Source organism: Sphingobacterium deserti (genome assembly GCF_000757725.1).
GTDB lineage: Bacteria > Bacteroidota > Bacteroidia > Sphingobacteriales > Sphingobacteriaceae > Sphingobacterium > Sphingobacterium deserti.
The window spans coordinates 81,715-107,692 of the sequence record NZ_JJMU01000008.1 but is presented as its reverse complement, the minus strand read 5'-3'; the positions used below and the strand labels follow the sequence as shown (position 1 = coordinate 107,692).

Sequence of the window (25,978 nt, the reverse complement as noted above, 5' to 3'; positions counted from 1 at the left end):
AGTTTAAGTTTCCCATACTTTATTGCTTCTTACCATTATTAAACGAAATGTCGCATTTGATGAAATATTGCGTAATGCGTATTGTGTATTGCGAGAAGTTTAGGTATGCTATATTTTATCGCTTCTTACCATTATTAAACGAAATGTCGCCTCAGTTTTGTTGCGTCTGTAGTCATTTGCCTTTGCACTATCTAATAAGGATGCAACAAAAATAAGCGACGGGGTTTTGAATACTTTTGCCCTTCAAAAGTATTTGCCTTGCCGCGGCATGCGGCGGAAGGGTTTGACCGAGGGACAAACTGTTTTATAAACAGAAGCTTGAACTTGCTGCGGCATGCGGCGGAAGGGGTGTGTGGGGGATTGGTATTGCGTATTGTGTATCGCGTAGTGCGAGAAGTTTAAGTTTCCCATACTTTATTGCTTCTTACCATTATTAAACGAAATGTCGCGTTTTTATAGATGATAGTATGTAGTACTTAGTATATAGAAAAGCTTTGGTAGATAAGTGATTGCAGGGATCATTATTAAACGAAATGTCGCCTCAGTTTTGTTGCGTCTGTAGTCATTTGCCTTCGCACTATCCAACAAGGATGCAACAAAAGTAAGCGACGGGGTTTTGAATACTTTTGCCCTACAAAAGTATTTGCCTTGCCGCGGCATGCGGCGGAAGGGATTAGCGTGGGACAATCTGTTTAAGAATCTCTACTACCTTACAAAAGTAATGCCATGTCCTGGCTAAGGACGGAAGGGATTAGCATAGGACAATCCGTTTAAGAAACCATACTGCTTTGCAACGTATTAACCTTATTTAATTACAACAGCATCAATTATCTGTATTTCAGAATTTCCTTTTAAAGGCTCGGGGTTAAATTTCATTTTCCCTTTAATCTTGATAGGTTCTTCCGTAAACAATACCGATCCGTCCTTTAAAAAGATCTCAACCATAGGTGGAATGCCGTTTGATCCGCAAAACATACACTGCATGACCGGCAATACAGAAAGCATAAATTTTTTGTGTGAGCGCCCGCTCGTAAGTGGTACCAAGTAACCAGGAAGTTCGACCGTTTTATTTTCCAACGCTTTTAACACGGGTGGGTACGTAGGGGTATAGACTTTTTTATTTCCTTCGTAAGTCACTTTGTACATCATTTTATCTATTGCCTCCCAGGTATTGTTCATCATGGGCGTATGATCTGGCACGTTCATTTCTGGGAACTGGCCAACTTGTGCACGAACGAAAGAAAGCGTGCAAAAACTTAAGAATACGAAAAGAACTATTTTTTTCATGTTATTTATCTGCTAAGATGGTTGCAATAGATGTTTTATAGGCACGTATTGCTGGAATAAGGGCAGCTAACATACCGATGATGCAGGCAGCCAAAATTAAGAATAATTCCTGGCTATTCACGCGGAATGCCTCGATGAAATCTGCACTTTCGCTTGCCTGCTGATTGATCAGGTACAAGCCAAAATGACCAAATAGTAAGCCAATGATTCCTCCAATGAACGTGATCACTAAACCTTCGACTAATACCAAAGAGAAAAGTTTAGTTTGTGAGGCACCCATAGAACGCATAATCGCTAAATCATATTTACGCTCTTTGAGAGCGTTGTACAAACTGATGAAGACACTCAGTCCGGCGATAAACATAATGACATACGCTAAAATCGCTAGCGAATCTAAGCCGACACCTAAGAGCGAAAACAAACGCGTGCTTTCGATCGCCGGCGATGCAGCTTGCATATCCGTGGATTGGTTTACAAGGCGTGGGACAATACCCATAGCAGCCGGGGAGGCGTATTTCACCAAAAGGGCGGTCACCTCGTCTCCGCGGTGCGCAAGCATGTCTTCTCCGATACTTTTTACAAATACATCGTTTGGTTTTTCCGATACAATCTCATCCTCGTGTGCGTGCCCCGCATGGTCATGGTCATGCTCATCATGGTTATGCGCTGTCGCGTGATCGTGGTCATCGTGGTTATGCTCGTGCTCGGTCGCATGATCATGCTCGCCGTTATGTTCACCGTGAGCGATGCCATGCACATCCCATACACTTTCCAAGTTACACAGGATCAGATTGTCAACAACAGAATTTGATCTATCTAAAATCCCAACAACATGAAATGGATGCTCATCATGCACATGTCCTTCTGCAGAGAGTCCATGTGCCGTATTAAATGTATCACCTATTTTCAAGCCTCGCTTTCGTGCCACATTACTTCCGATCACGGCTTCGAATGACTTACCCCATATTTTGCCTTCGCCAATTTTTAGGGCGTAGAGCTCGAGATAACTTGGCTCTGTGCCAATTAAGCGGTGGCCTTTAAAATTGTCCCCTAAAGATATAGGGACGGCCAATTCTATAAATGGATTGTTGCCCAGATTGCGTGCGTCCGCCAAAGCGATGTTTCCCGTAGGATTATCCACGTGGTAAAGCGAGCTCAAGATAAGTTGCAGCGGACTGCCTTTTGCACCCACCACAAGGTCTATATTCTTGGTGTTATTGCTGAGCTGCTTTTCGAAAGCATCACCAGTAATATAGATGACACAGAGAATGGCGACACCAAAGGCGGTAAGTAATACGCTTAAAAGGGTAGAACCTATTTGTTGCGTTATATTTTTCCAAACAAGTTGTAAGTTGTTCATGTGTTGTGTTGTTTTGGCAGCTCATGGACCCGCCATTATGCAATGTCTTTATTCTCTATTTATCGCCACAATATACCCTAGCCTGTCGACTAAAGCTGATAGGCGTGTACAAACTTATCTTTAATACGCTTATCATGCGTAGCAATCAGTAATGTAGCACCATGTTTTTCAGCGGTGTCAAACAGTAGCTTCAAAACCAATGCCGTGTTCGTATCATCAAGCGAGGCTGTCGGTTCATCAGCCAAGAGCAGCCCGGGGCGATTGATTAACGCACGAGCAATAGCGACGCGTTGTTTTTGTCCGCGACTCAATTGATGCGGCAGGGCATTTGCTTTGTCTGCTAGCTGAAGCTCACTCAGCATATGCATCACGGCATGCTCGTCCACAGGAACTTTAGCCAGGCTTTGCGCAAGCTTGATATTTTCAGCAACGCTTAAGTTCTTCAGTAAATGTGCCTCCTGAAATATGAATCCTAGGTTTTTTGCACGGTAGGAATCAAGCGAAGAACCGGATAGGCTATATAGATTTTTTCCCATAAGCTGCACCTCGCCTTGGGTCGGCTTGGAAAGTCCACTCAATAGGTGCAACAACGTAGTTTTTCCTTTTCCTGAATCTCCCAACAGCAAGCTGTGCTGGTTTTTCAGAATATGAATATCTGGGAAGTCGAGCTTTGCGCCTTGCGGATATTTATAGCTTAGATTAACAGAAGATAAGACGGTATCTGCCATACGTTTTTGTTTTATGTTGCAAATTACTAACTATTCTATAGAACAGCGAATGAAATAGGGTTGCATTTAGTCTCATTAACGAAAAAAATACAATCATTAATATTAACAGTGGTTTTAGCTGCCTTTTGCGGTTGGTGGTTGGTACATGCATATTGGTGTGTCGGTCAATTTACAGGAGGGTATGAGTAACAGAAATTTACTCTTCTATTAATATTCGCTTAACAAATACGTGATGTTTTGATAACTGCGTGATAACACTTAGCTAATATTTAGGTGATAATATTGCAACATAATTTTAACACGCTATGAACAAGTTCGCCTATCATGCTGCTTTAATCATTTCATTATTAACCATCCATGTTTCCATGGTTAGAGCACAGCAATTCGGGGTCAAAGGCAAGGTTCTTGACTTAGAAACCTACCAACCTATCCCGGGAGTAAGTATCAAGATTGCCAACACCAATCTCGCCACATCAACAGATGAAAGTGGTGAATTTTCTATTACGCTACCAAGTAAAGGAGGAGAATATACATTGGTCAGTACCTTTGTAGGATACAACGCCGATTCTACAAAATTTAATCTTCAAACAAATAGCTGGGAATTTATTCCCGTATCGCTTGTAAATGCAAGTTCTACACTGGATGAAGTTGTTATTACAAGACGTCGCGAGCGCGCAAGTGAGCTTGCCTTGCTTGAGGAAAGACGTAAATCAAGCTTAACTGTGGAGCGTATTGGTTCGCAAGAATTGGCTAGAAAAGGAGTAGGCGATGCTGCCGCAGCAGTCAGCAAGATCTCTGGCGTTTCACGTCAGGAGGGAAATAGTCAAGTGTATGTCCGTGGTTTAGGCGATAGATACATGTCAACAACACTAAACGGTCTTCCGGTTCCTGCTAGCGATGTCAATCTTAAAAATATAGCGTTGGATATATTTTCAACGGATGTCGTTGACTATATCAGTGTAGATAAGGTTAACAACGTTGCCTTAAGTGGGGATTTCGGTGGAGCTAGTGTAGATATCGCTTCGAAAAATTTTACAGGAGATAAATTGTTGGAATTTTCGGTTGGATCTACAGTCAATACAAATGCGCTAAGTGATGCCAGTAATTTCAATCTTCAAGATGGACCGAACTTCTTTGGGTATTCTGATTATAAAACACCATCTAATGTTAGAGAGAGCTACCATTTTCCGAATAGTTGGAATCCATCAAAGAAAAATATGGTACCTATCAACTTTGGATTAACAGGTGGTAAATCTTTTAGATTGGGGGATGAAGGAAGGTTGAAGTTGTTTGCTACAGCAAATTTTTCTAATGGATACACATCTAGAACCGGTATTAACGCAGATGTGAATGCACAAGGAGCACCTTTAAAAAGCTTTATGCAAACGCGTATGAGCTATAACACTCGGACAACAGGTATGTTCAATGCGAATTATCAAATCAATCCGAACCATCAAGTTTCTTATAATTTGTTGTATGTGAATTCCGGCGATCAATTCAGAGATATATTCTCAGGTTTTATTCGTGATGCTGCGGAGGCTAACAATGGTACATTAACGCGTAATACGTTTGCACAAACCCAATTGTTTATTAATCAATTGTTGGGTAAACATAAATTGAATGATAAGTTCGATTTCGATTGGGGTTTGGCTTACAACCATGTAAATGGGGATATGCCGGATCGTATGCAGAGCCAAGTCAGATCAGAAAATGATCAGTTTTATTTTATTCGGGTCAATGAAGCTGATAATCACCGCTATAGCCACTATCTTAAAGAGTATGAAGTCGCTGCAAATGCAAAGGTAGAATATAAGCTCGGCGAAGATAACAGAGGTAAAATATCCTTAGGTTACAACGGAAGAAAGAAGAAACGCACGTTTGATATGATACAAATCAACTTCGATATAGACAGTGAATTTAGGGATAGGACAGCTATTGATCCGAACGATATCGATCGTTATCTTGGTGCCGCCGGATTTGGCTCTATTTATTCATTGAAGGCTTTTGCCGGTGATAGTTTTCAATACTATAATGGAGATCAGGACATACATGCAGGTTTTGCCAGTGTTGATTATAAGCTGACGGATAAGTTCACAGCGGTGGTTGGTGCGCGTTATGAAAATATTAGCCAATTTGTAGACTACTACACAGCAGAGCTGCGTGGAGAAAATACAATCAAGAAAAATGCCTTTTTGCCAAGTTTAAATCTAAAATACGAATTGAATGAAAGGCAAAATTTACGTTTTGGTGCAAGTAAAACTTATACTCTGCCTCAATTTAAAGAACGTGCAAGATTTCCTTACGATGACGTAACCCAAGTTATATATGGTAACCCTTATTTGTATGCGTCTGATAACTACAATGCAGATTTAAAATGGGAATTTTTCCCGTCTGCTTCAGAGTTGATTGCTGTAACTGCTTTCGGAAAATATATTCAAAACCCGATCAACGAGATTTTGATTGTTTCTGCAACGAATGATTTAAGTTACGCCAATACAGGAGAATCCGGTTATGCATACGGTGTCGAACTTGAGTTGAAAAAAGATGTGTTGAAATTTAATGAGGACAGGCTTTCTGTTGGGTTCAACGCAGCTTTAATGAAAACTCATCAGGATTTTGATGGTGAAAAAGTAAACCGAGAGACGAGAGGGATGATCAACTTCGCGCCAACCAACTTAACGAGCAGTTTTGCGGGGGCGTCGGATGTCGTCGTAAACGCAGACTTGTCGTACTTCAAGAAGTTAAACAACAACCAAGATTTGACAGCGACCTTGTTATACAACTACTATTCAGATAAAATATACGCAATCGGAGCTAGCTTTTTAGGCAATAGAGTTGATAGAGGGTTAGGGACATTAGATTTCGTATTAAAGGCGAAATTAACTAAGAAAATCGGCCTTGATCTAACCGCACGTAATATTCTAAATCCTGAATTCCAAAGATGGCAAGAGAATGCGGAGCCCGTGAAGATCATTTCCTACAAAAAAGGGGCGTTCTTCAATTTGGGCCTAAAATATCAACTTTAGGTAGTTAATACAATTTTAATATAGAATTAACCGCTAAGATATACTAAATAAGTTCATTTGCATTGAATTAATGAAACGAATTAAAAGCAAAAAAATAATGAAAAAGTCAATTTCTACTCTATTATTACTGGCGGCGTTATCATCATCTGCTGTCGTGTTTACTACTTCATGTAGTAGTGATGACCCCACTACTGAAATTCCTTCGGTCGATGTGGATCGTAATAATCTTAAAGGCCAAATTAGATCGGGTGAGAATTTAGTGTTAGAGTCTGGTACGTACAAGCTAACAGGTAAGTTAGAAATTGAGTCTGGCGGTAAGCTGACTATTAAACCTGGAGTTATTGTAGAAGCTACAAAATTTGTTGATGGAGAAGAAATTCGTTACATCGCTGTAGCACAAGGTGGCCAAATCTTTGTTGAAGGAACAAAAGAAGCTCCAGTTGTTATGACAGCTGCTGATAAAGTGCAACAAGCATGGGGTGGTGTTGTTATTTGCGGACGGGCGCCAATTAATCCAGGTGCGACCGCCTCAGCTGAGGTTTCAGGTTTAACTTATGGTGGTACAGTTGCTAATGATAACTCTGGTTCTATCAAATACCTGAGAATCGAATATTCAGGATATGCTTATTCTTCTACAAAAGAGTTTAACGGCTTATCTATGTTTGGTGTTGGTAATGGTACTACGATTGAATATGTTCAAGTTCACGAGGGTTCTGACGACGGATTTGAGTGGTTTGGCGGCACTGTCAATACCAAATATTTAGTTGCAACAGCAAACGAAGATGATCAATTCGACTGGACAGAAGGATGGAACGGTACCAATGAATTTTGGTATGCGAAGGAAGCCGCTTCTAAAGGTAACAGAGGTATCGAAGCCGATAACAACTCAAATAATCACTTGGCAAATCCTATTTCGAATCCTACAATCAAAAATATGACCCTTATCGGAAGAGGTAATGTTGGTTCGGAAAGACAAGCTATTAAATTGAGAGTTGGTACAAAGGGAACTTTTGATAACCTAGTATTGAGCAATTGGGGCGTTGGATTTGATGTCGAACATAACGAAGGAATTGGTTATGTTGCTGATGGAACATTAAAAGCAACCAATGTAAAATTCGAAAATGTGTTGCTTAAATCAGTTGGTATTATGTCTGTGCCTGCAGGTTCTCCTCAGGGTACAATTGGTGCTAGTGCTGATGTAAGTAGAATTTTTACTGAAAATGCTAACGCTACCGGCGCAGGTGCTGGAACAGCAACTCCAGAGTGGGCAAAAGGATGGACAGTAGGTTTATAACAACCTTTTAAGCATTTAATAAAATTTTAAAAAGACGGTTCCGATAGGGCCGTCTTTTTTGCGTTGTGTACTTTGGCAATATTTTTGGACATACGGTAGCAAAAGCTTGTATGAAATATATCTATCCTTTGTTGATGATTTTAGCACTTGTTACTTCTTGCAAAAGTGCGAAACAAAATGGGGTTAATAAGCCAGCAAAAATAAATAGTATACTGCTAGAACGAACGCCTTGTTTCGGCTTTTGTCCCATGTATAAGGTACAGTTCACTGCGGATGGCACCGTAACTTTAGATGCCCGTGACCATCTTCCCAATAAGCTTAAAGGAAAATTTTCCGGAAAAGTAGGAAAGGAAAAGTGGAATGAACTGGTAAAGCTACTTCATAAGCTGGACTATCAAAATTTACAAGACATGTATGGAAACCGTAACGTATCTGATCTCCCATCAGTTAATTTGACTATCCGCTTTGGCAAAGAGGAGGAGAAAAAAGTCAATGACTATGGTGGACGGGGGACACCCGAATTAACGAAGTTTTATGAACATGTCGATAGGTTAGTGTATGAGATGAAATGGGATGTTGCAAAATAACTGATTTGTGCCCAGTTAACCTTTTTTTTAATATAAGCTCGTCATCAAAATGCTCCGATGACGAGCTTACTTAAGTCACTAATATATGAGATCATATGGCGTGACATCCAGTTCTGCTATCAGATGACTAGCTGTATTATGATTTTAGCGACAATAACTTGATTCAATATGATTTCTAGGAATAATATCAATAGATTTTCGCGCTATTTATTGTGTTAATAAATCCGGTATAGTGTTTATTTTTACTTTTTGTTCTAAAATATTTCATTTTATATAAGTTTAATTATCTTTGTGTGATAAATAGCAAATAAAGGTATGCAGATTCAAACCAAGTTTCAAGCATGGGCTTTCGTGCTAATGATTGTTATCGGTTCATGCAAGAAAGATCCAGAAATAGCAGAGGATAAACAAACTTTAGGACCGTATGAGCACGGAATATTCGTTATTAATGAAGGTACCTTTTCGGACTTTAGAGGAGGACTGGACTTTATTTCAAGCGATTTGAAAACGATCGACCTTGATATTTATGTGAAGACCAACGGGGAAGAAATGGGAAATGTGTTGCGTGGCGCAGCCATTAAAGATAGCTTACTTTATTGTGTCTTCAATGACTCCCAAAAATTAGTTGTTAGCAATCGGTACACAGCAAAAAAGATTGCGGAAACTTCCGTTGGCTTGGAAAGCCCTACCACTATTGTGTTAAACGACAAGTTCATCTATGTTAGTAATAGCGAAATGTTAAGCCCGGTTAGTGAACTTGCAATTCTAGAAAGGAATTCACTTGCACTGACTAGGAGAATATCGATGCCTGGCTATATCCCTTCAATGGTGATGCTTAATGGAATACTATTCGTGCCTAATGACCGTTCATCCAGTAATCAAATATCTTTGATCGACAGCGAGACCAACACGGTGAGAGGAACTAGCAATTTACCTAAAGGAAGGGTAGTTTCTATGATTGGGGATAACCAAAACGTTTATGCCCTTACCAGGGAATGGGATGAAAATAATGCTTACATATACACATTAGATTCAGGTGGAAAAATAATTCATCAAACCAAATTGAGCGGTATGGCCGACGCTTATGAACTCCAAGTAAATAAAGGTAAGTTATATTTCACGATAGGACTTGACGTATATGTTGTGGATGCGAAGGCTCAACAAGCTCCCGCAAAACCCTTATTCACCTGTTCGGATTTTCCTAAGACGCGTAAATACATCGACGATTTAACGATTATTGATGATCGGATTTTCCTTTCAGCTTATAGCCCTTATGAGGATGACAGTCAGATATTAATTTATGACCTAAACGGGAAGTTACTTCAGTCACATTCCTCGGGAAGAGGAACCGTAGGCTTCTTGAAAAATTAATAAACGATAGCGTGTGCTGATGGAGCAGTGCCCAAAAAATTACCCTACGAGCATGCAACTTTAAATGTATATACTGTAACAAACTCTTGCAGAGGCGTTACATGCTGAAAAATCCTTTGATATATAGGATGTGAGTTGTGCCTGTGACCTCAACGCACGTGCAAAAAAAAGCGTTTCCCATTAATACCATTCCGAAGAATGGTATAACAGAAAACACTTCCTAGATAATGGTGCCAGCGAATGCTGCTCCAAATTCTTCTTATTGGGTGCTTAAAAAGCCAATCAAATCACTGTTGAGGCGCTCGGCATGGGTTACATTTAACCCATGGGCCGCGTCATCATATGTTATTAGTAAGCTATTTTTAATTAATAAGCTTGCCTGCTGGCCGGCGCTTTCAAATGGCACCGTGGCATCTTTTTTACCATGGATGATCAACGTGGGTACGCTGATGTTGGCACACTCCGCCCGAAAATCTGTATTTGCCCAGGCATCTGCTGCTTTTACTGTGGCTTGCGGCGCTGCTTGCGACGCGATAATGAAGTCGTTATCCAGTTGACCCTTCGATACCGCAGATGGATCCTTATCTACGCCGTAGAATTGTTCGTGGAAGCCTTTCAAGAAACCTACGCGGTCATCTTTCAAAGCCTGCGCGATCTCCTCCAATTTTTCCGGAGGCACGCCATCAGGGTTATCCTCTTTTTGTTTTACCAACGGAATAATCGATGAGATTAAAACCACTTTGGCGATATTATCCTCTCCATATTTGCTGATGTAGCGAACCACTTCGCCACCACCCATAGAGAATCCAGCAAGGATCACGTTACTAAGTTGTAACTCGGTGATTACCTTATGTAGATCGCCAGCCAGTGTGTCGTAATCGTAGCCACTCCATGGTTTATCCGACTCCCCAAACCCACGTCTGTCATAAGCGATGACGCGGTAACCTGCATCAACGAGCGTAGGTATTTGCTGTTCCCAAGATTTGTGGCTAAGTGGCCAGCCATGAATTAAAATAACGGGTTGCCCCGATCCGTAATCTGCGACATGCAGTCCTACTTCTTCCGTATCTGTTTTGTTTATGATTGTTGCCATATAACGTACATTTTCTTTAAAAAAGAACTATCAAAAACCATTTATGTTTTAAGAAAGGAAAACTTTGTGACGCTCGTAGAATGAATCTGCCTAGCAAAGCTGCCAAACAAGCGTTCGGACTGAAAAGGCGTGACGAGGGATTAGAAAAAACGTTATGAGGAGCCATTTGTTCAATAAACGATGTCGGACACTACTGGTAAAGAATTACACATGGATGGAAAGAAAAAATTAAGAAGTGCGGAATGGTTTGGTCGCAAAGGCAAAGATGGTTTCATATACCGTGCTTGGATGCGGAACCAGGGGATTCCGGATCACGAGTTTTCGGGCAAACCGATAATTGGCATTTGCAATACATGGTCTGAATTGACACCGTGCAATGCCCACTTACGGGATTTAGCAGAATCTGTAAAACGCGGCGTGCTTGAAGCTGGTGGGTATCCTTTGGAGTTTCCCGTGATGTCTTTGGGCGAGACCTTAATGAAGCCTACCGCCATGTTGTTTCGAAACCTAGCAAGCATGGATGTCGAAGAATCCATTCGTGCCAATCCGCTTGACGGTGTGGTGCTGCTTTGCGGTTGTGACAAAACTACGCCAGCGCTATTGATGGGGGCTTGTAGTGTAGATATCCCGACAATTATGGTATCTGGTGGGCCTATGCTAACAGGCAGGTACTTAAATAAGAGCATTGCGACTTCCGACATTTGGCGATTCAGCGAAGAGAGTCGCGCGGGCTTGATGACCCAAGAGCAGATGTATATGGCCGAAGCGTCCATGTGCCGTAGTCCTGGACATTGTGCGGTTATGGGTACGGCCTCGACTATGGCAACAATGGTGGAGGCTATGGGGTTAACCTTGCCGCATAACGCCGCTATCCCCGCCGTCGATGCTCGAAGGAAGGTCTTAGCTCAACTTTCGGGTGCGCGTATCGTCGATATGGTGCGCGAAGATGTGAAGCTATCGCATCTTTTAACCCGTAAAGCGTTTGAAAATGCAATCATGACCAATGCTGCGGTAGGCGGATCTACAAATTTTATCATTCACCTCTTGGCTATTGCGGGCCGCATGGGCGTACCGCTGTCTATAGAAGATTTTGAAGGTATAGAAAAGAATATTCCGCTTTTGGTTAACCTGCAGCCTTCAGGCGAATTCTTTATGGAAGACTTCTACTACGCAGGCGGATTGCCCGCCGTGATGCGCAATTTGAAAGAACGTTTGCATGGGGATGCGATGACGGTTACCGGAAGAACAATGGGTGAAAATGTGTCGCATGCGGAAACACACAATGACAATATTATTGCGCCAATGGATTCACCAGTTAAGGTGGATTCGGGCATTTGGGTGCTGAAAGGAAATCTATGTGAAAATGGTGCCGTTTTAAAGCCTTCGGCTGCTTCTTCACAGCTAATGCGACATCGAGGGCCAGCTTTCGTTTTTGAAAACATCGAGGATTTTAAGGCGCGTATTGATGATCCTGATCTTGATGTAGATGAGCATACGATCCTCGTACTTAAAAATGTGGGGCCAAAAGGCTACCCGGGTATGCCGGAGGTGGGAAATATGGGTATTCCTAAGAAATTGCTCGATCGGGGGATAACGGATATGATTCGGATTTCTGATGGCCGGATGAGTGGTACAGCCTTTGGTACCGTGGTGTTGCATGTATCACCCGAGGCTGCTACAGGAAGCTTATTTGGGTTACTTGAAACGGGTGATATAATTGTCTTGGATGCGATAAGCAGAACATTGAATGTGGAGCTTTCCGACGAGGTTATTGAAGCGCGTAGGAAAAGGTGGAAACCCAACTATCCGGTGTCCGAGCGCGGATATGCAAAACTTTATCAAGACCACGTGCAGCAGGCGCATTTGGGTGCCGATTTTGACTTTCTGCGCGGCAGTTCTGGAGATGCCGTAACGCGTGATTCCCATTAGCTATTGCCAAGGAGATGTCATTACTACAGAAAGAACATGTAAGAAGTAATAAAATAGGTATAAACGTTCAGTTATAAAATTAGGTACATATTAAACACCGTTATTATGGGAAATTTAGCAGTTTTAAACGAATTAATTGAAATCAATAACGATAGAGTAGCAGGTTTTGAAAAAGCTATTGCGGATATTCAGGACGAAAACCTGGATTTAAAAGCCGTTTTTCAACGCTACAGCGAGCAAAGCCGAGCATTTAGCCAAGAGCTAAGTCTTGTCGTAGCGCGAGAAGGGGGCGATGCCGAAACGGGAACTAGCGTTACAGGGTCGCTGCATCGTGCCTGGATCGATGTCAAATCTTTATTTGGGGGTACGGATCGTTTAAGCATTCTGGAAGAGGCAGAACGTGGAGAAGATGCTATAAAAGCCGCTTATAAAGCTGCATTAGATCACGCAAGTTTGGCAGGAGATGCCTTATCGTTGGTGATGAAACAAGCACTGGGCGTAAAAGAAGGGCATGATGAGATTAAGCGCTTACGCGACGCAACAAAAGCAGCTCACTAAGCAACAAATCATGCTTCGTAAAAATGTCAGTGGCGGCACCATACCAGCAGAATGATAAGTTGATCTGAAAAGTCGAAAGGACGGCAGGCTGACCTATTATTACAGCAATTTTCCCGTGGCTGGGCTGTGCAGCTGATGAGGTCGATGTTGTTTCCTCAAAACCGAATGGACTAAACGCCGTTCGTAGGGAAAGATAAAAACACTTTTGCTATGAAAGACAATAAAATAATACGTGACAACCCTGTAAAGAAATATCCTCGGCCGCCATACCCCGCGCAGTCGCAGCCTTTCCCAGCATTGGCGAAAAAAATGGATCCGGTGCCCGATCATGGCGAATCTTCTTACCGCGGTTCGGGGCGGCTCGCTGGTAGACTAGCCCTTATCACCGGAGGTGACTCTGGAATAGGCCGGGCGGCAGCGATCGCATTTGCTCGGGAAGGAGCTGACGTTGTAATCAATTACCTACCTGCCGAAGAGGAGGATGCTGCAGATGTCCTTGCGCTCATTGAGGAAGCGGGTCAAAAAGGAATAGGCATACCAGGCGACATTCGAGATAAAGGATTCTGTCGTCAGCTTGTGGAGGATGTGGTCAAACAGCTTGGTGGATTAGATATACTAGTAAACAATGCCGCCTATCAGCAAACCTATGATTCCATACTGGATATTCCGGACGAGAGCTTTGACGATACGATGAAAACAAATGTGTATGCACCGTTTTGGATTACAAAAGCCGCACTACCGCATATGCCGGAAGGTTCGGCCATTATTGTGACGGCTTCTGTGCAGGCATACGATCCGGAAGAGAAGCTTTTGGATTATGCGCTTACGAAAGCGACGAATGTTAGCTTTGTGAAGTCATTGGCAAAACAATTGGGGCCGAAAGGTATCCGTGTCAACGGCGTTGCGCCCGGGCCTGTTTGGACGCCATTGCAAACGTGCAGTAAAGATCCGGAGACGCTGGTCGACTTTGGTGCTGATACGCCATTAGGTAGGGCAGGACAGCCCGCCGAACTAGCATCTATATTTGTGCAACTTGCTGATAGTGAAGCAAGCTATGCTAACGGGCAAATCTACGGTGCAGCAGGTGGCGGCGGACATCCTTAATTCTGAAAAAAATCCAAAAAATTTAAACCAAATGGGACGTTTAAATGTCCTCTATACGTTGGAATAATACTTGAAATTAAATTTTGTTAATAGAATCCCCTGTCGCGAGACACGGGATTTTTTTATCTTTTTGCCAAATGGCAATGGTGCTTTTTATCATTCGTTTCATATTTAGTACATGGAGGAGCCTATATTTAAATAAAGTCGATGCGTAGCGCGGTTTGGATAGCATTCGGGTATGTAGCAGTTACAATAGGAGGGATAAGGATTATCATGGTGACCCGAATCGTGAACAGGCTATTAAGCGCTGGAATTTTTTTGCCTTGGAATGGACAGGCTCTACAGGTTTTTATACTTTTACTTTTCAATTTTCAGATTTAACTTTCTATCTTCGTGCAATGGATAATTTTATTGTTTCGGCACGGAAATATCGCCCGGTTACCTTCGACTCTGTCGTGGGTCAAGGGCATATTACGGGCACACTAAAAAATGCCATCCACAACAATCAGCTGGCACAGGCGTTTCTCTTTTGCGGCCCGCGAGGGGTAGGGAAGACGACCAGTGCGCGTATCTTGGCCAAGACGATAAATTGTGAAAACATTACAGAAAACGTTGAAGCCTGTGGTACCTGTGATAGCTGTAAATCATTCCAAAATGGGAATTCTTTCAGCATCCATGAGCTCGATGCGGCCTCAAACAATTCGGTAGATGATATTCGTAGCCTGATTGAGCAGGTGCGCATCCCGCCGCAAGCCGGCAAGTACAAGATATATATTATCGATGAGGTGCACATGCTTTCACAGGCTGCTTTTAACGCGTTTTTAAAAACGCTGGAAGAGCCGCCCTCTTACGCCATATTTATCTTAGCCACAACGGAGAAACATAAGATTCTTCCAACCATTCTTTCGCGTTGCCAGATTTTTGATTTCAATAGAATCAAAGTGGAAGATATGGCTACGCATTTGGCCTCCATCGCCCAACGGGAATCCATTACCTTTGAATCCGATGGTCTTCACATCATTGCGCAGAAGGCGGATGGTGGACTGCGGGACGCCTTGTCTATGTTTGATCAGATTGCTAGCTTTTCAAATAAGAATATCTCCTATCAAGCGGTAATAGATAACCTGAATATTCTGGATTACGATTACTATTTTCAATTGGTAGATCGTATCGCTGGGGAAGACGCCGCACAAACTTTGCTTATTTTTGATCAGGTTTTGAACAGCGGTTTTGATGGCGGTCATTTCATTAGTGGCTTAGCTACGCATATCCGCAATCTGTTGGTGTCTAAAGAACCAGCTACGTTGAAGCTGCTGGATGTAAGTGATAATATCAAACGGAAGTACCTGGAACAATCGCAGGCGTTAAGTTCTGGACTATTGTTGTCTGCGCTTAATATCGCAAACCAATGCGAAATCAATTACAAAAATAGCAAAAACCAACGTTTGCAAGTGGAACTGGCACTATTGAAAATGTGTCATCTATCGGCGGCCATACTGCTGAGTAAGCAAGGAAGTTTTGTGCCCTCAGCATCGACTGAGCTAAAAAAAAAACTCCCTGAGCAACCCGTAGCGACACCGCAGAAAGCTCCTGTTCTGCCGGATAGCAAGCCCATCAATACAGCCATCACTAATGAAGTGACAACGGTTAAGGTCGAACAACAGACCCAAACCGTGGTTAATGCTGCGATTAAACCGGCAGCTAAGCCCGCTGAAGCAAACAGCAGCGCTGCACCTAAAAAAGGGTGGGGCAAGGTTTCTTCTTCTATCGATATTCCCAACCTCAACACCATCTTTGAAGAAAAGCCTGCTGAAGAATCAGAAGAGAATGCGTTAGTAGAAGGAAATGCTTATCATGAAATTACCCTGAACGTATTTTTGACAAAATGGAATGCATTTGCGGAGGGTCTGAAAAAAACAACCCGTGTTACCCTGTACACCATAATGACCGCTAATACACCACGACTCAACGGTACCTTGATTGAAGTGGATGTCGAAAATGCGGTACAAATGGAAGACTTAAAAGTGGGTAAGATTGACATCTTAAATTACCTACGTGTTGAGCTCAGTAATTTCGCGCTAGACTTAAAGGGTGTTCAGGTCGAAATGACCAAAGTACGTAAGCCCTACACCTCGCAAGAAAAATACCAAGCCATGGTTTCTAAAAATCCCGCTCTTGAAACGTTGAGAAAGGCGTTTAATCTCGGTTTGAGTTAATCTGGCGTACTCCCCGAATTGCACTTTCTTTTTTTGTATCTTTGCCCTGAAATTCGCTAACGGGGTAATTAGCCTTCTTAAGCGAGTTTTTTATTCATACTTTTTAATTTATTAATAATGCAACATTTTCAACAGCGCGATAGGGGCGAGAAGAGAGAGTCAAATCAAATGGTATTTGGTATTCGTGCAGTTATAGAAGCTATTGACAGCGGCAAAGAAATAGAATCTATATTTGTTCAGCGCGGATTGAGCGGAAGCTTGTTCTTGGAACTAAAAGCACTGTTGAAAGAACATAATCTTAGTTTTCAGCAAGTTCCTGTAGAAAAGCTAAACCGCATCACGCGGAAAAACCATCAAGGCGTGATCGGGGTTATCTCGCCGATTACTTACCACAATATCGAAGATATTCTTCCAGCTATTTATGAGAAAGGCGAAACACCTTTTCTGTTGATGCTCGATGGCGTGACCGATGTACGGAACATGGGCGCGATCGCTCGTACTGCGGAATGTGCGGGTATACATGCTATCATTGTACCTAAAAAAGGGTCTGCTGAGATCAATCCTGATGCAATAAAGACCTCCGCCGGTGCGCTTTATAAAATCCCGGTATGCCGGCAAGATTCTCTGGGTAAGGTAGGACGATTTTTGATAGAATCTGGCGTGCAGCTGGTGGTGAGTACAGAGAAAACAGAGGATTCTATTTACGATGTTGACTATACCACGCCGACCTGTATCATCATGGGAGCAGAAGATGTAGGCGTTTCGGATGATCTCATTCGCATCTCCGATAAGTTGGCTAAAATCCCGATGTTTGGTGAAATAGGTTCTCTAAATGTTTCAGTTTCCGCTGCTGTCGTAATTTACGAAGCCATCCGTCAGCGTAATATTAAATAGTTTTCGTTTGAAAAAGCACCTATATAGACAGCTTCGCGTTTATCGATACGTTTTTTACAAAGAAACGCTCGTCGACCCGCGTGAACATTTTTGGTCTTTTCTAGGGGCGTTTGTCGGGATCTTTTTGATTGCTTTTTTACAATCACTCAGCCTTCCTGTTTCTGAAAATGTATTTCTGATAGGCTCCTTCGGAGCCTCTTCCGTTTTGGTGTACGGTGCGATCCAAAGCCCTTTGGCACAACCGCGTAACTTGATCGGTGGCCATGTAGTTTCTGCAATTGCTGGCGTAACAGTGGCGCAGGTTTTACCCGACATTATTTGGTTGACCGCTCCGCTGGCTGTCGCGTCGTCTATTGTGGGCATGCAGGTCACGCGTACGCTGCATCCTCCCGGAGGGGCGACAGCACTTATTGCCGTGAGCAGTGGTACGAAAATAGCATCCATGGGTTATTGGTATGTCCTTAGTCCTGTGCTTACAGGCTGCCTGATTTTATTCGTCGTCGCGCTTATATTTAATAACATCACAAGTAAGCGGCATTATCCATCAAAGTTGTCGCGGCTGCGATCATCGCGTCGCAAATCGATAAAAGAGCGGCGAGTTCAGCAGAAAAGCCTTTGAAAGGATGAATGTTCTTGATTTTGTGACATATGTATGATCAAAGTCTTTTTTAACTCAGATATTTTTCCTATCTTTGCACCGCCTTAGGCAATAGAGCCTATTGTATATTTTATTTCATGAACCCATTTTTAGACTTGGGAATCCGTCATGAAGTTGTTAATGCCATCGCTGAGATCGGTTTTGAAAAACCATCTCCCATCCAGGAAAAAGCCATTCCTGTATTACTGACTGGTAACGACGATTTTGTCGGATTAGCCCAAACCGGCACAGGAAAGACCGCGGCATTTGGTCTTCCATTATTAGAGTTAATTGACTTTACTCAAAAACACCCACAGGCACTAGTATTATGTCCTACTCGTGAGTTGTGTTTACAAATCGCAAAAGATCTTGAGAAATTCGCTAAGTACATCGACAATGTAAATGTTGTTGCGGTATATGGTGGAGCAAACATCTCTGATCAGTTGCGTCAAATCCGTCGCGGAGTGCAGATTGTTGTCGCTACTCCCGGCCGTATGTTAGACATCATCGGCAGAAATGCCATCGATTTTTCCGACGTTAAATATGTCGTGTTGGATGAAGCAGATGAAATGTTGAACATGGGATTCCAAGAGGATATCAACAATATTCTTTCGGAAACTCCAGACAGCAAAAAAACCTGGTTATTTTCAGCTACTATGCCTAAAGAGGTTCGTCGTATAGCGCAAAACTATATGAGCAATCCTTTTGAGCTTACTGTAGGTGCGAAAAACACAGGAAATGCAAACATTGAACACCATTATTATTTAATTAGGGCTAAAGATAAATATGCGGCGTTCAAACGTATTGTGGATTTCTATCCCGAAATTTTCGGTATTGTTTTCTGCCGTACAAAGATTGAAACGCAAGAAATTGCAGAAGCTTTAGTGAAAGACGGCTATAATGCCGATTCATTACACGGAGATCTATCTCAACAGCAACGTGATAAAGTAATGAAGCGCTACCGCGAGCGTAGCCTTCAATTATTGATCGCTACGGATGTTGCAGCACGTGGTATTGATGTGAATGATGTAACGCACGTAATCAACTTCTCGCTACCTGATGAGGTTGAAAACTATACGCACCGTTCAGGTCGTACAGCACGTGCGGGTAAAACTGGTATTTCCCTGTCATTGGTGAATATCAAAGAACAAAGCAAGATCCGTCATATTGAAAAGATCATTGGCAAACCGTTCGAAAAGAAAGAAGTTCCACAAGGAGCAGAGGTTTGTGAAAAACAACTTTTCAAAATGATCGATAAAGTACACAATGTTGATATTAACGAAGAGCAGATCGCGCCATTCATTCCTAAAATTATGGAAAGCATGCAGGATCTTTCTAAAGAGGATATCATCAAGCGCTTCGCTTCATTGGAATTCAATCGCTTCTTGGAATACTATCAAAATGCACCTGATTTAAATATCGATGCTCGTGATAGCAGAAGGGATAGTGATAGAGGTGAACGTGGCGAACGTCCAATGCGATCATCTAAAGGGTACACTCGCCTATTCTTGAACTTAGGTTCTGTGGATGAGTTTAGCCGTGGAGATATGCTTGGTTTCATTTGCAACACGACGAAGATTTCTGGAAAATCAATTGGTAAGATTGATCTAAAAGGTGTCTTCACATTTTTCGAAGTTGAAGATGCTGAAGTTAACAGAGTCTTTGACGGATTTAAAGGTGTAGATTTCAACGGTCGTCAAGTGCGCGTCGAAATATCAGGCGAAGCTGGTGGAGGTCGTTCAGAAGGCCGCAGTGGTCGTTCACGTGGTGGCGATAGAAACCGTGGCGGCGATCGTGATCGCTACCGTGGTGGCGAACGCTCATCATCACGCGGCGACAGACGCGGATCAAGAGACAGAGGCGAATCTGGTGGCGGTTTCAGAGATTTCTCTGGTAAAAAATCAACATCGCGTTCGAAGTATTAATCATTCTTTTTTTTATAAAGGCCAGGCATTTTTAAAAGTGTCTGGCCTTTTATATTGTATGGGGTTGACCATACATAACTATAGCGCGTGATGCCCCTTTGAACAAATACGCTACGGCGACGTTTTCTATCTATAGTAAGGGATAATTCTTCTTTTTTATCCTAAAAAATTATTTGTTATATGAATAACCTACATAGAATATTTGATCTGGCCTATCGGCAATTGGAACTTTATCCTGATTTGGATATGTTTTCTCGGAAGGTAGCGGGGCAGTGGCAAAAGATAACAACAGCCATGTTTATTGCCGACATACGCGCCCTCTCGAAGGGCTTGTTGGCACTCGGCGTGCGGCCAGGAGATAAGGTGGGACTCATTGCAGAGAGCCGCTATGAGTGGCATGTGGTCGACTTTGCTATTCAGCAAATTGGCGCGGTAACTGTGGCCATGTATCCCAATATTACGGATGCAGATTATCAATTTATATTTAATGATGCGGAAATACGCGTTTGTATAGTGAGTGATAAAAACCTATACCAGCGCATCTGTAACCTTAAAGACTCCATTTATTCACTCCAGTATATTTTCGCAATCAATGAGTTTGCGGATTCCAGAAATTGGAAAGACCTCATTGAGATCGGCCGTGAACGCACCGACGAAGAAATCGATCAATTAAAGGGCATGGTAGTGACTGACGATTTGGCTACACTGATTTATACATCGGGGACAACAGGAAAGCCAAAAGGCGTGATGCTTACGCATGGAAACATATTGAGCAGTGTGTTTGCGGCGCGCGAAGCGACGCCGCTGGAAGCCTATGCAAGAGCGCTAACCTTTCTTCCTCCTTGCCATGCCTACGAGCGGATGGTGATCTATACCTATTTCTATATAGGTATTACCGTGTATGTTGCAGAAGGGATAGAACGCATCGGCGAACATATGAAAGAGATACGGCCGAATATCATGACAGCTGTGCCACGTATAATGGAGAAGGTGTTTGAAAATATTATGAAAACGGGCTCGACTCTGACCGGGTTGAAAAAAGCGCTGTTTAATTGGGCGATAGCTGTCGCTGCTGATTTTGATCCGACTGGCCAAACAAATGGCTTCGTGTATAAACAAAAGCTCTCACTCGCCAGACGCCTGGTGTTGAATAAGTTTCATGAGGCATTAGGTGGAGAATTGGTTACTGTCGTTTCTGGAAGCGCTTCTTTGCAGTCCCGGATTATACGTGTATTACTTGCTTCGCGTATCCCTATATTCGAGGGCTATGGCCTTACGGAAGCATCGCCTTTGCTGGCTGTAAATTTCTACAACCGCGGCATCCGCGTGGGAACGGTAGGCAATGCTGTTAAGGGTGTCGAAATAAAATTGGCGGAGGATGGCGAGATCCTTGTAAAAGGGCCGAACGTTATGCAGGGCTACTATAAAAACCCTGAGGCAACAAACGAAGTGCTGAAAGATGGTTGGCTTTACACGGGCGATATCGGCAAATGGGTTGATGGTAACTTCTTAAAAATCATTGATCGAAAAAAGGAGATGTTTAAAATATCCGGCGGTAAATATATCGTTCCGCAGCCTATCGAAACAAAATTGGTTGAATCGCCCTACATTGAGCAGGCGATGGTAGTAGGTGATAGTATGAAATATGCAGGTGCATTTATTGTTCCGCATTACGCAAATCTAAAAGACTGGGCGAAAGAAAATGAGCCCGCTTTGGCAACCCTACCAAAGGAACAATTTTTATCCGCAGCAGCGATTTATAAACGGGTTAATCAGGAAGTGAAGTTGGCAAATAAACATTTTGGAAATTGGGAACAGATTAAAAAGATAGCGATACTGCCCGAGGAGTTTAGTATTGAACGCGGCGAGCTTACGCCCACATTGAAAATGAAGCGACGCGAGATTATGAAGCGCTACGTGAAGGAATATGAGGGGATGTTTGATTAAAAAAGTAAAAAGTAAAAATTAAAAAGTAAAAATTAAAAAGTAAAAAGTAAAAATTAAAAAGTAAAAATTAAAAAGTAAAAAATCAAAAGTGATAATTGAAAATATCTTCGATGAGCTCGTTATGCTCGAATAGAAAGTTGAAAGTCAAAAGTCAAAAATCAAAAGTGATAATTGAAAATATCTTCGATGAACTCGCTACGCTCGAATCGAGAGTTGAAAGTCAAAAGTCAAAAATCAAAAGTGATAATTGAAAATATCTTCGATGAGCTCGCTACGCTCGAATAGAAAGTTGAAAGTTAAAAATTTGAAGGTATAAGTCAGCATCTAAGATTTAAAATTCGAAAATTAAAAGTGACAATTTATAAGGCGATGCTCCAGACTTTACGTGCTACACCTGTATAAATACTAAGTGCTAGTTACTATAATCTAATCTCAGTACCCGATACTGGAGATTGTCGCGCTATCGTTCCTATGGCTCACAGGGACGTCAACTTCTATCGCATTACGCACTACTCACTACAATAAAAAACGCACTACAATAAAAAAACTTCTCGCCGCAGCGAGAAGTCTTTTTTAGTTATTAATACAGCGTGAACTCTACGCGTCTATTTGCTTGCCGGCCTTCTGCTGTTGCATTTGTTGCAATAGGCTGGTTTGGTCCGTAGCCGGTGGCTTCGATGCGTGAAGCATTTGCGCCTTTAGAAACCAAATAAGCTTTCACGGCTTCTGCACGTTCTTTTGATAAACGCATATTGATTTGCATCGACCCGGTGTTATCGGTGTGTCCGGCTAGTTTCAAGCTGAAATTCTTTTCGATAAGCAATGATGCAACACGGTTTAACGATGGGAATGAGGACGAACGAATAGTTGATTTGCTCAAGTCAAACTCTAAATTCTTAATGGCTTCATCAACAACTTTTCTGTCTTCTTCAGTAACGACAATTTTCTCGATCACTCGGGTTTCATTTTTCATTTCCGGCAGTGGACATCCCGCTCCGTCAACTTTTACGCCAGCCGGTGTATTCGGACATTTGTCGTATTTGTTGGCTACGCCATCTCCGTCATCATCCTGTAGTTCCTGGTTTAACGTTTCCATTTGCGACTTCAGTGCGTTGTTCGCGGCAACAAGTTCGTCACGTTCTGCCTTTAAATCGTCGTACTTCGCTGTGTAATCATTCACAAGCGTGGCAACGGGGTTAGAGTTGTTAAGTGCAGGTTTTGATCCATTACCAAGAGCGATTTCAATACCCGCATGTGCATACGAGAATAAGTCGTTTTTATATTGACCGGCAGGTCGTCCGTCGAAGTCTTGGTTTGCCCAATTCAATTGGTAGCCTAAATCTAGGTTAATTCCTTTCGCTACCGCGAACTTAAATCCAAAATCTACCGGTACATACAGTTTTGTTTGCTTGTCAGCGGTAAAATCTGTACCATCGATCGTTGTCATGGTTTCGAAGTTCATCGCACCTAATCCGATTGCAGCATAAGGCTTGATAATGCTGTTGAACAAACGCCAGTTGGTGTTTGCCATCGTCCACTCACCCGATAAGGCGGCAGACCATGGTACGGAAGTTTCAAATGCAGAAATCTCTCCAGTGGTTGCGCTCTCGTTAGTTCCACCCACTTTACCGCCTAAGTACTGTGCCTTGATGCCAAACGATGGAGACAGTTGTTTTTTAATGTACGCGCTGTAGCCTACATTATGCTCCAGCTTCGTGAATACATCTTGATTAAAACCAAAAATGTTTCCTTGATTTAATAGACCTGCATTGACGCCGATAGACCAGGTTCTGTATTGCGTTTCCGATCCCAGTGGAGTCGTCCCTTCAATAGTGGTCGTGTTTTGCGCCTGTGCCATGGATAGGCCACCAATCATAAACGATAACCCTAGAAAGGCTACGTTTTTTTTAAAGTTGAAGTTTCCCATATAAGAAATAATGCTAATTGTGTTATAGATGTTTCATCTCATGCAATTGTTTTGCCAAAAAAATATGAGTACCTCGATAAATCAATCGGTCACAAATTTTGTAGTTTCTTTTTGACAGTAACGATGATCGTTGATTTTGATACAGAACAGCCAGATCTGCAGTGATTCAAGCCTTAGCGTGGCTAATGGTTGATCATTCTTTTGAAAGACTATCCGCAACATACTAAGAAATATTGCGGATAGCCCCGACAGAGAATTTAAGAGAGAATTTTGCTACGCTTTTGCGTGCACGCGTGCAAACAGCGTAGGTATTGGCATATTATAGGCCAATTTACGGACAATATTTTCGCCCATAATTTGTCTGAAAAAGCTCTTTCTGCTTTTTGTCACAAGCATAATGTCTATTTGCTCATCGATAAGCGCATTGCTAATGGCATGTGAAATGTTTTCTACGGCGCGGTTGTACAAAGCCTGCGACTTGACAGTGTAGGAAATATTCTCTACACCTGTCATTTGAATAATTTCGTTGATCCAATTTTTAAATTGCTCATCAATCAGTCTAATGTCGCGGTCATCCTTATTCACATGGATAAGGATCAATTCAAAACCCTTTCCAAAAAGGTTGATAGCTTGTTGTAAAGCTTCGATTTCTGATGGCTTAAAGTTGCACAGCAGTCCGATACGCTCCTTTTTAAAAGTGGTTGATCCTTTCGGAACGCCAACAACAGGAGTTCTCGTGTTCAATATCACGTCGTAGGTGTTGCTTCCGAGAAATAAGGCTTCTAAGCCCGATGTCCCTTTTGTGCCCATCATCACAGCATCATACGCGAATTCGGCTGTTACTTTGCTGATTTCTTCGTAGAGGTTTCCGGACCTAAATAGCTCATGATAGTTTACGCTAGGGTATCTGAGGTGTATAACTTCCTTTAATTTTTCCATTTCTACTTTCGCGACCTCCACCTGAGGGTCTTGTAAAGTTGTGCGGAACTCTCTATTTACATATAGATTTGACTGGTTAGTAAATACATGTACCAATTCCAGCTCCTGAACACCGCTTTGTACCAGCGGAAGTTGGCAGGCATAATCTACAGCACATTGGGAATACTCAGAGAAGTCTACGGGAATTAATATTTTTTTCATGATTGAAAATTAAATAGTTTTACCAAAAAATGCAGGCTTTTGTAGTGCCAATGTGATCGCTTTTGAAACGGATGATGTGAAAAGCCGCTCGAAGAAAGTCTTCCTACTTTTTGACACCAAGATAATATCAAGGTTATTTTCTTCGATTAACTGGGCGACTACTTCAGGGATAGTATCAAGGTCTTTATCATCTTTCACAACTGGCGCAATAAGCTTTTCGATATGCTGAACGGCTGAAAACTCCTGGATATTGAATTGCCAAGAATCCAGCCTAGCGTTAACTGATGTTTCAGAATCCGATTCTTTAAAGACGTGGATCAGACTGAGGTCGATGTTGTCTTTAAAAATATGTAAAAACTCATGCAAGGTAAGTAGCTCTTCCTGATTAAAATTCGTTAATAAACCAACTTTGTTCATCTGTGGGCTAATTACTTTATTGGGCACCGCAATAACAGGAATAGGCGATTTTGCCGTTATTAAAGCGGTATTGCTTCCCCAAAAGATATTCTTGTCTGCCGTAACACCGGTGGTTCCCATAACAATTGCGGCATAACCTTCACGAGCGGCTTCTTTCTGCAATCCTTCATCCAAAAGACCACGTTCATTGTGAAAAGATATCAACAGCTCTGGATAACGCGCTTTTAGTCGATCGGCCCATTCTTTTATAGTTATATCGGCCTTCAATAAGTCAGATTCCTCCGTGTCTATAGGTTGTTCAAGATCATCAAATGCGGATGACGTAGCAGTATAAAAATGAATCAGGTGCAGGCTGTATTTCTGTTTCTTGCAGAGCTCAGCTGCATACTGCGCGGCTAAAAATGCGTTGTCTGAAAAATCAGTAGGTACAAGGAGTTTCTTCATAAAAATATGTGGGTTACTGTATAAATGTACGTAAAATATGTTAAAATAAATTCAGGCTAGACCTGCAAACTGTCAGATTAGCACGCAATACATG

19 protein-coding genes are annotated in these 25,978 nt (G+C 42.2%); 12 read left to right on the top strand and 7 right to left on the bottom strand.

What is annotated here, in order from left to right:
* Positions 1-804: 804 nt before the first annotated feature.
* The 3 genes from DI53_RS02715 to DI53_RS02705 form a co-directional block, all read right to left on the bottom strand.
* Entirely contained in the window at positions 805-1,287 is a 483-nt protein-coding gene (locus DI53_RS02715; protein WP_037495079.1) for a hypothetical protein, read from the bottom strand.
* A 1-nt stretch (position 1,288) separates the two neighbouring features.
* A complete protein-coding gene (locus DI53_RS02710) occupies positions 1,289-2,647 on the bottom strand; it encodes an ABC transporter permease (RefSeq protein ID WP_037495077.1) in 1,359 nt (452 codons plus the stop codon).
* An 89-nt stretch (positions 2,648-2,736) separates the two neighbouring features.
* The gene (locus DI53_RS02705; RefSeq protein ID WP_052071985.1) at positions 2,737-3,375 is read right to left on the bottom strand and encodes an ABC transporter ATP-binding protein; all 639 of its coding nucleotides are present in this window, start codon (positions 3,373-3,375) and stop codon (positions 2,737-2,739) included.
* Positions 3,376-3,680: 305 nt separating this feature from the next.
* Between DI53_RS02705 and DI53_RS02700 the strand changes: the two genes are divergently transcribed.
* The 4 genes from DI53_RS02700 (at position 3,681) to DI53_RS02685 (ending at position 9,653) form a co-directional block, all read left to right on the top strand.
* Complete coding sequence (locus DI53_RS02700; RefSeq protein ID WP_037495072.1) at positions 3,681-6,401, top strand: TonB-dependent receptor; 2,721 nt, start codon at positions 3,681-3,683, stop codon at positions 6,399-6,401.
* Between the two features lie 70 nt (positions 6,402-6,471).
* Entirely contained in the window at positions 6,472-7,695 is a 1,224-nt protein-coding gene (locus DI53_RS02695) for a hypothetical protein (RefSeq protein ID WP_206537978.1), read from the top strand.
* Positions 7,696-7,805: 110 nt separating this feature from the next.
* Positions 7,806-8,282 (top strand): DUF6438 domain-containing protein, encoded by a 477-nt coding sequence (locus DI53_RS02690; protein WP_131555156.1) that lies wholly within the window; start codon positions 7,806-7,808, stop codon positions 8,280-8,282.
* A gap of 315 nt (positions 8,283-8,597) precedes the next feature.
* Entirely contained in the window at positions 8,598-9,653 is a 1,056-nt protein-coding gene (locus tag DI53_RS02685; protein WP_037495066.1) for a DUF5074 domain-containing protein, read from the top strand.
* Between the two features lie 259 nt (positions 9,654-9,912).
* Here DI53_RS02685 and DI53_RS02680 read toward each other — a convergent pair whose 3' ends face one another.
* Positions 9,913-10,746 (bottom strand): alpha/beta fold hydrolase, encoded by an 834-nt coding sequence (locus DI53_RS02680; RefSeq protein ID WP_037495062.1) that lies wholly within the window; start codon positions 10,744-10,746, stop codon positions 9,913-9,915.
* A gap of 180 nt (positions 10,747-10,926) precedes the next feature.
* Between DI53_RS02680 and DI53_RS02675 the strand changes: the two genes are divergently transcribed.
* The 8 genes from DI53_RS02675 (at position 10,927) to DI53_RS02640 (ending at position 21,956) form a co-directional block, all read left to right on the top strand.
* A complete protein-coding gene (locus DI53_RS02675) occupies positions 10,927-12,675 on the top strand; it encodes an IlvD/Edd family dehydratase (protein ID WP_241462357.1) in 1,749 nt (582 codons plus the stop codon).
* A 105-nt stretch (positions 12,676-12,780) separates the two neighbouring features.
* Entirely contained in the window at positions 12,781-13,233 is a 453-nt protein-coding gene (locus tag DI53_RS02670; RefSeq protein WP_037495059.1) for a ferritin-like domain-containing protein, read from the top strand.
* A gap of 210 nt (positions 13,234-13,443) precedes the next feature.
* Positions 13,444-14,337, top strand: coding sequence for an SDR family oxidoreductase (locus tag DI53_RS02665; RefSeq protein ID WP_037495056.1), 894 nt, complete (start codon positions 13,444-13,446; stop codon positions 14,335-14,337).
* A gap of 398 nt (positions 14,338-14,735) precedes the next feature.
* The gene (locus DI53_RS02660) at positions 14,736-16,553 is read left to right on the top strand and encodes a DNA polymerase III subunit gamma/tau (RefSeq protein WP_037495097.1); all 1,818 of its coding nucleotides are present in this window, start codon (positions 14,736-14,738) and stop codon (positions 16,551-16,553) included.
* Positions 16,554-16,670: 117 nt separating this feature from the next.
* Entirely contained in the window at positions 16,671-17,447 is a 777-nt protein-coding gene (gene rlmB, locus DI53_RS02655) for a 23S rRNA (guanosine(2251)-2'-O)-methyltransferase RlmB (protein WP_037495053.1), read from the top strand.
* A gap of 7 nt (positions 17,448-17,454) precedes the next feature.
* On the top strand, positions 17,455-18,066 hold the full coding sequence (locus DI53_RS02650) for an HPP family protein (protein WP_037495050.1): 612 nt from the start codon (positions 17,455-17,457) through the stop codon (positions 18,064-18,066).
* Between the two features lie 116 nt (positions 18,067-18,182).
* On the top strand, positions 18,183-20,009 hold the full coding sequence (locus DI53_RS02645; RefSeq protein WP_037495047.1) for a DEAD/DEAH box helicase: 1,827 nt from the start codon (positions 18,183-18,185) through the stop codon (positions 20,007-20,009).
* 180 nt (positions 20,010-20,189) lie between these two features.
* Entirely contained in the window at positions 20,190-21,956 is a 1,767-nt protein-coding gene (locus DI53_RS02640; RefSeq protein WP_037495044.1) for an AMP-dependent synthetase/ligase, read from the top strand.
* A 580-nt stretch (positions 21,957-22,536) separates the two neighbouring features.
* Here the strand turns inward: DI53_RS02640 and DI53_RS02635 are convergent.
* From DI53_RS02635 to DI53_RS02625, 3 genes are all read right to left on the bottom strand, one after another.
* On the bottom strand, positions 22,537-23,883 hold the full coding sequence (locus DI53_RS02635) for an OmpA family protein (protein ID WP_037495042.1): 1,347 nt from the start codon (positions 23,881-23,883) through the stop codon (positions 22,537-22,539).
* A 273-nt stretch (positions 23,884-24,156) separates the two neighbouring features.
* Positions 24,157-25,023 (bottom strand): universal stress protein, encoded by an 867-nt coding sequence (locus DI53_RS02630; RefSeq protein ID WP_052071983.1) that lies wholly within the window; start codon positions 25,021-25,023, stop codon positions 24,157-24,159.
* 9 nt (positions 25,024-25,032) lie between these two features.
* The gene (locus DI53_RS02625) at positions 25,033-25,884 is read right to left on the bottom strand and encodes a universal stress protein (protein ID WP_037495037.1); all 852 of its coding nucleotides are present in this window, start codon (positions 25,882-25,884) and stop codon (positions 25,033-25,035) included.
* Positions 25,885-25,978 lie beyond the last annotated feature (94 nt).

What these genes read in the sequence shown, in the direction of transcription:
- DI53_RS02630 (WP_052071983.1), bottom strand. Translation starts at nt 25,023, where the DNA reads ATGAAAAAAATATTAATTCCCGTAGACTTCTCTGAGTATTCCCAATGT.
- rlmB (WP_037495053.1), top strand. Translation starts at nt 16,671, where the DNA reads ATGCAACATTTTCAACAGCGCGATAGGGGCGAGAAGAGAGAGTCAAAT.
- DI53_RS02675 (WP_241462357.1), top strand. Translation starts at nt 10,927, where the DNA reads ATGTCGGACACTACTGGTAAAGAATTACACATGGATGGAAAGAAAAAA.
- DI53_RS02640 (WP_037495044.1), top strand. Translation starts at nt 20,190, where the DNA reads ATGAATAACCTACATAGAATATTTGATCTGGCCTATCGGCAATTGGAA.
- DI53_RS02695 (WP_206537978.1), top strand. Translation starts at nt 6,472, where the DNA reads ATGAAACGAATTAAAAGCAAAAAAATAATGAAAAAGTCAATTTCTACT.
- DI53_RS02700 (WP_037495072.1), top strand. Translation starts at nt 3,681, where the DNA reads ATGAACAAGTTCGCCTATCATGCTGCTTTAATCATTTCATTATTAACC.
- DI53_RS02705 (WP_052071985.1), bottom strand. Translation starts at nt 3,375, where the DNA reads ATGGCAGATACCGTCTTATCTTCTGTTAATCTAAGCTATAAATATCCG.
- DI53_RS02625 (WP_037495037.1), bottom strand. Translation starts at nt 25,884, where the DNA reads ATGAAGAAACTCCTTGTACCTACTGATTTTTCAGACAACGCATTTTTA.
- DI53_RS02680 (WP_037495062.1), bottom strand. Translation starts at nt 10,746, where the DNA reads ATGGCAACAATCATAAACAAAACAGATACGGAAGAAGTAGGACTGCAT.
- DI53_RS02670 (WP_037495059.1), top strand. Translation starts at nt 12,781, where the DNA reads ATGGGAAATTTAGCAGTTTTAAACGAATTAATTGAAATCAATAACGAT.
- DI53_RS02715 (WP_037495079.1), bottom strand. Translation starts at nt 1,287, where the DNA reads ATGAAAAAAATAGTTCTTTTCGTATTCTTAAGTTTTTGCACGCTTTCT.
- DI53_RS02660 (WP_037495097.1), top strand. Translation starts at nt 14,736, where the DNA reads ATGGATAATTTTATTGTTTCGGCACGGAAATATCGCCCGGTTACCTTC.
- DI53_RS02685 (WP_037495066.1), top strand. Translation starts at nt 8,598, where the DNA reads ATGCAGATTCAAACCAAGTTTCAAGCATGGGCTTTCGTGCTAATGATT.
- DI53_RS02690 (WP_131555156.1), top strand. Translation starts at nt 7,806, where the DNA reads ATGAAATATATCTATCCTTTGTTGATGATTTTAGCACTTGTTACTTCT.
- DI53_RS02635 (WP_037495042.1), bottom strand. Translation starts at nt 23,883, where the DNA reads ATGGGAAACTTCAACTTTAAAAAAAACGTAGCCTTTCTAGGGTTATCG.
- DI53_RS02665 (WP_037495056.1), top strand. Translation starts at nt 13,444, where the DNA reads ATGAAAGACAATAAAATAATACGTGACAACCCTGTAAAGAAATATCCT.
- DI53_RS02710 (WP_037495077.1), bottom strand. Translation starts at nt 2,647, where the DNA reads ATGAACAACTTACAACTTGTTTGGAAAAATATAACGCAACAAATAGGT.
- DI53_RS02645 (WP_037495047.1), top strand. Translation starts at nt 18,183, where the DNA reads ATGAACCCATTTTTAGACTTGGGAATCCGTCATGAAGTTGTTAATGCC.